8 protein-coding genes are annotated in these 7,087 nt (G+C 67.6%); 1 reads left to right on the forward strand and 7 read right to left on the reverse strand.

Annotated features, from left to right (window positions below):
• The 3 genes from VF167_07700 to VF167_07710 form a co-directional block, all read right to left on the reverse strand.
• Positions 1-1,247: sigma-54 dependent transcriptional regulator (locus VF167_07700; GenBank protein HEX6925298.1), on the reverse strand; the 1,247-nt coding region annotated here is incomplete at its 3' end.
• Positions 1,244-2,461 carry an ATP-binding protein gene (locus VF167_07705; GenBank protein ID HEX6925299.1) on the reverse strand — a complete coding sequence of 406 codons (1,218 nt, stop codon included), beginning with the start codon at positions 2,459-2,461 and terminating at the stop codon, positions 1,244-1,246. The genes VF167_07705 and VF167_07700, both read right to left, overlap by 4 nt.
• A gap of 70 nt (positions 2,462-2,531) precedes the next feature.
• Complete coding sequence (locus VF167_07710) at positions 2,532-2,744, reverse strand: hypothetical protein (GenBank protein ID HEX6925300.1); 213 nt, start codon at positions 2,742-2,744, stop codon at positions 2,532-2,534.
• Positions 2,745-3,027: 283 nt separating this feature from the next.
• On the opposite strand from VF167_07710, the gene VF167_07715 reads away from it, so the two are divergent.
• A complete protein-coding gene (locus VF167_07715; protein ID HEX6925301.1) occupies positions 3,028-3,378 on the forward strand; it encodes a PilZ domain-containing protein in 351 nt (116 codons plus the stop codon).
• Between the two features lie 21 nt (positions 3,379-3,399).
• Here the strand turns inward: VF167_07715 and queF are convergent, their stop codons facing one another.
• The 4 genes from queF to VF167_07735 all read right to left on the reverse strand — a co-directional run bounded on the left by queF (position 3,400) and on the right by VF167_07735 (position 6,608).
• Entirely contained in the window at positions 3,400-3,936 is a 537-nt protein-coding gene (gene queF, locus VF167_07720; GenBank protein ID HEX6925302.1) for a preQ(1) synthase, read from the reverse strand.
• A 5-nt stretch (positions 3,937-3,941) separates the two neighbouring features.
• Positions 3,942-4,337, reverse strand: coding sequence for a hypothetical protein (locus VF167_07725; protein HEX6925303.1), 396 nt, complete (start codon positions 4,335-4,337; stop codon positions 3,942-3,944).
• Between the two features lie 87 nt (positions 4,338-4,424).
• Positions 4,425-6,140 (reverse strand): glycoside hydrolase family 9 protein, encoded by a 1,716-nt coding sequence (locus tag VF167_07730; protein ID HEX6925304.1) that lies wholly within the window; start codon positions 6,138-6,140, stop codon positions 4,425-4,427.
• A gap of 9 nt (positions 6,141-6,149) precedes the next feature.
• On the reverse strand, positions 6,150-6,608 hold the full coding sequence (locus tag VF167_07735) for a Dabb family protein (protein ID HEX6925305.1): 459 nt from the start codon (positions 6,606-6,608) through the stop codon (positions 6,150-6,152).
• Positions 6,609-7,087 lie beyond the last annotated feature (479 nt).

A 7,087-nucleotide genomic window follows, 5' to 3' on the forward strand; every position in this document is an offset into this window, starting at 1 on the left:
TCCCGCTCCAGCGCCGGGAGACGGCGCTTCACCGAGAGATCATCCTCGTCGGCGGGAAGGGAGAACTGCGGCGTCGCGCTGCGCACATGCTGGGGCAGGTGCTCCTCCCCCAGACGGCCACCCGATAACACCAGACCTCGCTCGATTACGTTCTCCAGCTCCCGTACGTTCCCCGGCCAGGAATATCGGGCGAGAACGGTCACGAGCTCCGGAGTCAGCGGCTCCGGCCGGATGCCCAACCGGCTGCCGTGCCGCTCCAGGAAGTGCTCCGCCAGCGCCTGGATGTCCTCGGGGCGGGTCCGCAGCGGAGGAAGGTGCAGGTGGATGACGTTGATGCGGTAGAAGAGGTCTTCGCGAAAGCGCCCATCCTCCACCTCCTGCACCAGGTCTCGAGAGGTCGCCGCCAGCACGCGTACGTCGACCTCTCGCTCCTGTGCCCCGCCCACCGGACGGATGGTGCGCTCCTGCAGGGCGCGCAGCAGCTTTACTTGCAGGGCCAGAGGGAGCTCTCCGATCTCGTCGAGGAAGAGCGTGCCGCGGTTCGCTTCCATGAAGAGGCCGTCCCGCGCCCGCTCCGCGCCGGTAAAGGCTCCCTTTTCGTGCCCGAACAGCTCGGACTCGAGCAGGTTCTCCGGGATGGCGCCGCAGTTCACCCCCACGAACGGTCCATCGCGCCGCGGGGAGGAGGCGTGAATCGCCCTCGCCACTGCCTCCTTACCGCTACCGCTCTCGCCCGTGATCAGCACGGTGGTGGGATAGGGCGCCACGCGAGCGGCCAGGTCGAGCACCTCGCGGAAGGCGGCGGAGTGACCGATGACCTCGTCGAAGCCCTGCATCCCCGCCATCCGGGCGCGCAGGCGCGTAACTTCCCGACGGAGGGTCTCCCGCTCCTGCGCTTTGTGGATGGTCAGGAGCACCTCCTCGGCGTTGAAGGGCTTGGAGATGTAGTCGTAGGCGCCGAGCCGCATCGCTTCGATCGCCGTCTCCCGCGTGCCGTAGGCGCTCATCATGATCACCAGCGCCTCACCCCCCGCCCCGCAGTAGCGCTCCACGAAGGCGAGCCCGTCGATCTTCGGCATGCGGACGTCACAGAGGATCAGGTCCGGATGCTCGGACTTGGCGACCCGTAGTCCCTCCTCACCGTTGGCGGCCTTCAGGATCTCGTAGCCCTCATCGGTCAGGATCAGCTCCAGGGTGTGTCGCAACCCCGCCTCGTCGTCGACGACCAGGATCCGTCCCCTGCTCATGAGCTATGCACTGGAATGGGGAAGTACAGGTGAAAGGTGGCTCCGTTGCCCGGAGCCGAAGCGACTTCCACGCGACCGCCCAGCTCCGCCACCGTCCCGGCGACGATCGCCAGCCCCAGCCCGGTTCCCTCCCCCGGCGGCTTCGTCGTGAAGAACGGGTCGAAGATCTTGTCCAGGTGCTCCTGGGGGATTCCCGGGCCGGAATCGGCGAGCACCACGCGCACAACCGGAGTATCGGCATCAAGGCTCGTGGGATCGTGAATCGCCCCGTTCCGCAGCCGACGCAGATGGGAGTAGTCGACCCCCGGGGGGTCGTCGGCTCGCCGGACTGGAAAGGCATGGTCCGCTTGATAGGTCTCTGAGACCGTACGGATTGTCAGGGTGCCCTTCCCCTGCATCGCCGCATCGGCGTTGGCGAGCAGGTTCAGAAAGACCTGGTCGATCCGGTGAGGATTCGCCTCGATCCCGGGAAGGTCGGGTTCGAGCTTCAGCGTCACCTCCACCTCCCGCAACCGCCCCTGCTCGCGTAGCAGATCGAGAACGCGACGGATCGACTCGTTCACGTCGACCATCTCCCGCGGCGCATTTGCGGGGCGAGCATAGTCGAGCAGCCCGCGCACGATCCGGTCGATCCGCCGTGCCTCCCGCTCGATGCCGTCCAGGAGCACGGTTTCCCCACCGCGCCGGCGCAGCACCGAGACGTACCCCAGCAGGGCGCCGAGCGGATTGCCGATCTCGTGCGCGATGCCCGCGGCGAGCCGCCCGATCGAGGCCATCTTCTCGGCCTGGATCAGCTCGCGCTGCGTTTCGTTGAGGATGCGGTTGGTCTCGTCGAGCGAGCGGATGTTCTCGGCCAGCCGCTCCTGATTCTGCAGGAGCTCGTCGGTCAGGCGGTTGAGCGAACGCGACAGCCCCGCCATCTCGCGGGTCTTGCCCTCCGGCACGCGGCGATCGTACTCCCCTGCCGCGATCGCCTCGGCGACCTGCACGGCCTCCTCCACCGGCCGCAGGACGAGGCGCTTCACCAGGTGATTGCCGAGCAGAACGAAGACGAGGATATCGAAGGCGACGAGGCCGATGAAGAGCGCTTGCGGATGGCTGAGGGTGGAAAACCACCCGGGGAGGGAGCTCGCCATCCAGAGCGCCAGCAGGAGTGCGGCGGCGGCGAGCAGGCTGAGGTTGAAGAGGAGCTCGGAACGGAGGGAGCTCCGCACGGGGCGGGGCTCCCTCGCGATACTTTCAGCACTCTCCAAGGGATCCTACCGGCAGGGGAGGAGGAAGGCCCTACAGGAGCTCGATGTCTGGCTCAGTCACCGCCGCCTTCCGGACGGTTTCCCGAGAGATCTTCTTGCGCGGTCGGTTGTACGTCTCGCGATGCATCTCGTGCCAGATGCGATCGACAACTGCATTCAGGGGAACGGTGCACTCGAGCTGGCCGTCAGCTAGCGCTTTGTCGAAGGCGCGTCGGAGCGCGTTCTTGCTGACCGGTTTCCTCATGCTACCTCCTCTGACCAGATGTGACTCGATGCGGGCCCGATCCGTCTGCGAACACTTCGCCAGTGGCCTCGCCTGGCCTCTCCGGCTAGTCTAACACCGGCGCGCGAGGGAGGCTAGCGGGGCCATGGAAGCGGGCGTAACGGCGCGCCCATGCGGACAGTTCATGCCCGCAGATCGGGTGCCACGACTGCCCTGCCGGCTCCCGTAGCCCTCAACCGTGAAGCCGCAACGGCCGATACTCGAAGGTCACCACCTCGGCACGACTCCACTTTTGAGGGACCCGATGAGCCGGCATGAGAATGTTCGTGCACACTACCGCGTAGTCTTCCCCACCAGCGCGCGACCGCGCTTTCGCGAGTTCGGAATAGGAGCGGAGCACGAGGTGATCGACTGTTCGGAGAAAGGGGTCCGCTACCGGAGCTCGCGCCCACCGATCCCTGCGATCGGCTCGGAGGTGGAAGGAACGATCGAGTTCACCGATGGCGAGCACCACCGCATCGCCGGGATCGTGGTCCGCACCGCGGGCGACGAGGTCGCCCTACACCTCACCATCCGACCCATCCCCTTCACCCGCATCATCCAGCAGCAGCGCTACCTTCGGCAGAAGTTCCCGCTGAACGAGCTGATTCCCTGAAGCCGCTTCGCGGGCACCCCCTCAGATGGACTCCTCTCGCGGCCGGGCGCGATCGAGGCGCTCCGTGAGCGGGCCCAACGTCTCGAAATCCCCTGCCGGTGGAAACACCGTCCTCCCCGCCGACTGGCCGCGCCGGTAGACCGCTACCGGCCAGAATGGGATTCCTCCGCGCGGGGTGAAGCGACCCTCCACCACCATCCAGTGGGGGTCCAGCAGCGCCACCAGCTCGTTACAGATCCGCGTCACCGCTCCCTCGTGGAAGATACCGGCGTTGCGGAAGCTACCCAGGTACAGCTTCAGCGCCTTGGACTCCACGCACCAGGCGTCGGGCTGGTAACGGATAACGATGCGTGCCCAGTCCGGCTGGGCGGTGATCGGGCAGAGGCAGGTGAACTCGGGCACGTCGATGCGGAGGGCGAGAGCCGCTCCGGCCGGGTTCGCGGCCGCGTCCGAGGCGGGGTTCGGGATCCGCTCCAGCAGGTCGGGTCGGGGCTCTTCGTAGGCGTAGGTCGCTCCGGCGCGCCCGAGCGCCCGCAGCGGCTCCTGTCCTTCAGTCATACCTCTCAGTTGGTTCGCGTCACGACGTAGATGGCGCCGCTGCCGTGATCGAAACCCCAGCGCGACGACGCCTGGATCGGATCGAAGTACCGCACGTACTCGATCTCCATCGGATGCACGGTGCGCAGCGCTTCGACACCGCCCACCCGCACGTCGTCCACGTACACCACGACCTGTGAAGGGTTACCGACGAGGCTGTCCCGTCCACGCGGGCGCAGCCACGATGCCCGCTTCGCGAACACGAACTCGTACAGGTCGCTGTAGGCGGTGTCGCCGATGTCGGCCTGGGTGAGGCGATCCGTGCGTCCCGCCTCGCGCGGGGACCCGGCGCGTGACCCCGCGCAGGCGGCGAGGGTGACGAGAAGCAGCAAGGCAATGCAGCGGGGGGTGAGCTTCGACATGGGGTTATCGAGCGGCGGGTGACGAGTCGGCCGGCTTCCGGGAAAGGGTGCGCTTGGCGGCGGGATGGGACAGGATGGCCCCGAGGGTCAGTCCCCCATCTCCGCTTCCACTCCCAGCGCGAGATAGACGAAAGGAGCGTTCCAGTTGATGGCCACCTCGTTCGAGGCGTACGAGCACAGGTCGTCGACGTAGGCGAGGGCAGGCACGGTCGAAGGGTAGTCGCAGCCGTCTTGCCGGCCCGGATTGGGTCCGCCGGAGAGCCATCCGGGAACCGGATCCTCGACGCCATCCGCCTGGGAAGGGCGGTGGTGAGGATGCATCGGCGTCCGATCGCCGAATCCGGTCAGGAACGAGTAGCCGGTCGGGTTTCGCCCCAGGAGATAGTCGAGGTTGTCCAGCGCTCGCTGAAGGTAACGGGGCTCACCGGTAAGACGGTGAGCGTAGAGCAGCAGCATCCCCTGGTTGGCGGCCACCCCACTGCTCCCCCAGACGAAATCGCGGGGGTTCGCGCCCATGGGGACGCGGTAGGGGTGATCCTCGGCCCCGGCCGCGAGCGAATCGGCCGCCGTGATCAGGCGCCCCCGCACCTGCTCCAGCTCGTCCGCGGCGGCGGGTGGGAGGGAGTCGACGAAGCGAACGAGCGTGTAATAGGCGAGCGTTCGCACGCTGTTCCAGGCAGGAACCGTCACCGCGCTGTCGGCCAGCACCGGCACCGCCCTGTAGAAGCTGTCCTGACCGGTGGTGACAAGGAGCTCGGCCGCGGCCCAGGCAAACTCATCCGCCAGGTTCCGATCGCCGTACGCCCCGGTCTCGATATCAGGATCGAAGCGGCGGTTCAGCCCGCCCTGGTCGTACAGGACGTCCGGGTGTTCACGGGCCCACTGCCAGGCGGCCACCGCCGCATGCAGCAGAGAGTCGGCGAGGCCGGGAGCGGCTTCCGGGTATCGCCGCAGCACCCGAGAGGCCTGCGCCGCGACCGCGGCCAGGTTCAGCGCAGCCGCCGTGCTCTTCTGCACGACAAAGCGGGGGGCGGTGTCCTCGTGGGGCATCACCATCCCCGAGAACTCGGCGGTCGTCAGCTTGTGGTAGACACCGCCGTCTCCGGGATCCTGCATGGAGAGCATCCAGCGAACGTTCCAGAGTACCTCGTCCAGCAGGTCGGGGACGCGGTCGCCAGATTCGGGGATATCCGTTTCCAGCCCAACCACGGCCTCGGGGTAGTCCTCGATCAGGGCGAGCAGGGTACCGGTCGAGATCCCCGAGCTGACGACGTATTTGTTGTAATCTCCTGCGTCGTACCAGCCGTAAGGGGCGGAGATGACGGTCCCGGCAGGGCGTCCGGGAGAAGCCGCGGAGGGATGGACCCGCACGCGGTCGTCCGGATGTCCCGCGGGGCGCGCCCACCGTCCCGCGTACTCGGGCAGCGCCGGGGCGGACACGCGGTGGTAGTAGAAGGCCTTCATCGCCCCGCGCGCGACCTCGGCGTGAACCTCCGGTGCGATCTCGAACGACGGCGAGGCGCCCACGCCGGGCACCTCCAACCGATATTGCCCGGGGCTGCGCAGGGCCGAAAAGTCAGCCCTGCGCGCGGGTGCTCCCCAGGCCGGGTGCTCGCGGGGCGGCTCGAGCTTGCCGCTGAAGACCGGCTCTCCGCCGTTGGCGGGTGCGACCCAGAACTCGTCTCCCTGCGCCCCCACCACCACCGCGATCTTCTCCCCATCCGGGTAGAACCCCACCTGGTTCAGGTGCACCCCCGGCGTTTGTTGCGGGGCGAGCAGAAGGAGGGCGATGGCCGCGAGCATGGCCCGGAATTAGGGCTGGGGGTCGTAATCCACCACGAACACGTCCTCGTGGATGCCGAGCTCGCCCAGAAGGCGCCCGAACGCCTGGTGCTCAGGGTGCGGCAGGTAGGTGTCGCGCGCGGCGGCGCTCTCGAAGGTGATCGTGTAGACGTGGTCGAAGCCCTGGTCCTTCCCCTCGGGGCTGTGGTTCTGCCCGTGCTCGAAGGCGATGATGCCGGGGATCTTGTTCTTCAGCTCGCGGAAGGCGTCGGTGAGCTGCTGGATCTGCTCCTCGGTGGCGTCCTCACGGAAGCGGAAGACGACGATGTGGCGCACCGAGCCGGCTGGCGGGGCCTGCAGGGTGGTGGCCTGCGTCGCGGCGTCGTCGGTGGCGCTCTCCTCCTGCGCGGCCGAAGCGTCCTCGGCCGGTGCGGGGGCGCAGGCGGCAAGCAGGGCCAGGGACAGCACGGCGGTGGCGATCTTCGTCATCGTCTGGTTTGGTGTCGGGAAGGGGCTCGAACAACGCGCGGCGCCCGGTGCACCACGCGACGGACCCCGTGACGATGCGGCGAGTCGCGCGGCTCGGCAAGGGAGACGGTTGCAGGCAGGCGAGGAGAGAGGGAGTGACAAGGTGACAAGGTTGACCAGGTGAGGGCGGGGTAGGCAGGACAGGGAGACAAGGAGACAAGGAGATCGTGGGCCTGCCCCGTTTTAGTGGACAGTCGAAGACTTCCCTCTGGAGGGTTTTGATGCCGTCCCCACCAGAGGGGCCCGAAGCGCCGAAGGCGCGCGGCGCCCTTGAGCAATGGGCTATACGCCTGCGCACTGACGAGTAGCCGCCGGCCGAGTTCATCGCCGGCCTTGGTGATTCGAAGCTGCGGCGTCGAGTCGCTGCTCTCATCGAGCCGAGGCACCAGCCCGAAGTACGCTCCCACCTCTCGGCTGGCAGAGAATCGGCTGGGATCCTC

This window comes from Longimicrobiaceae bacterium, assembly GCA_036375715.1.
Lineage (GTDB): Bacteria > Gemmatimonadota > Gemmatimonadetes > Longimicrobiales > Longimicrobiaceae > DASVBS01.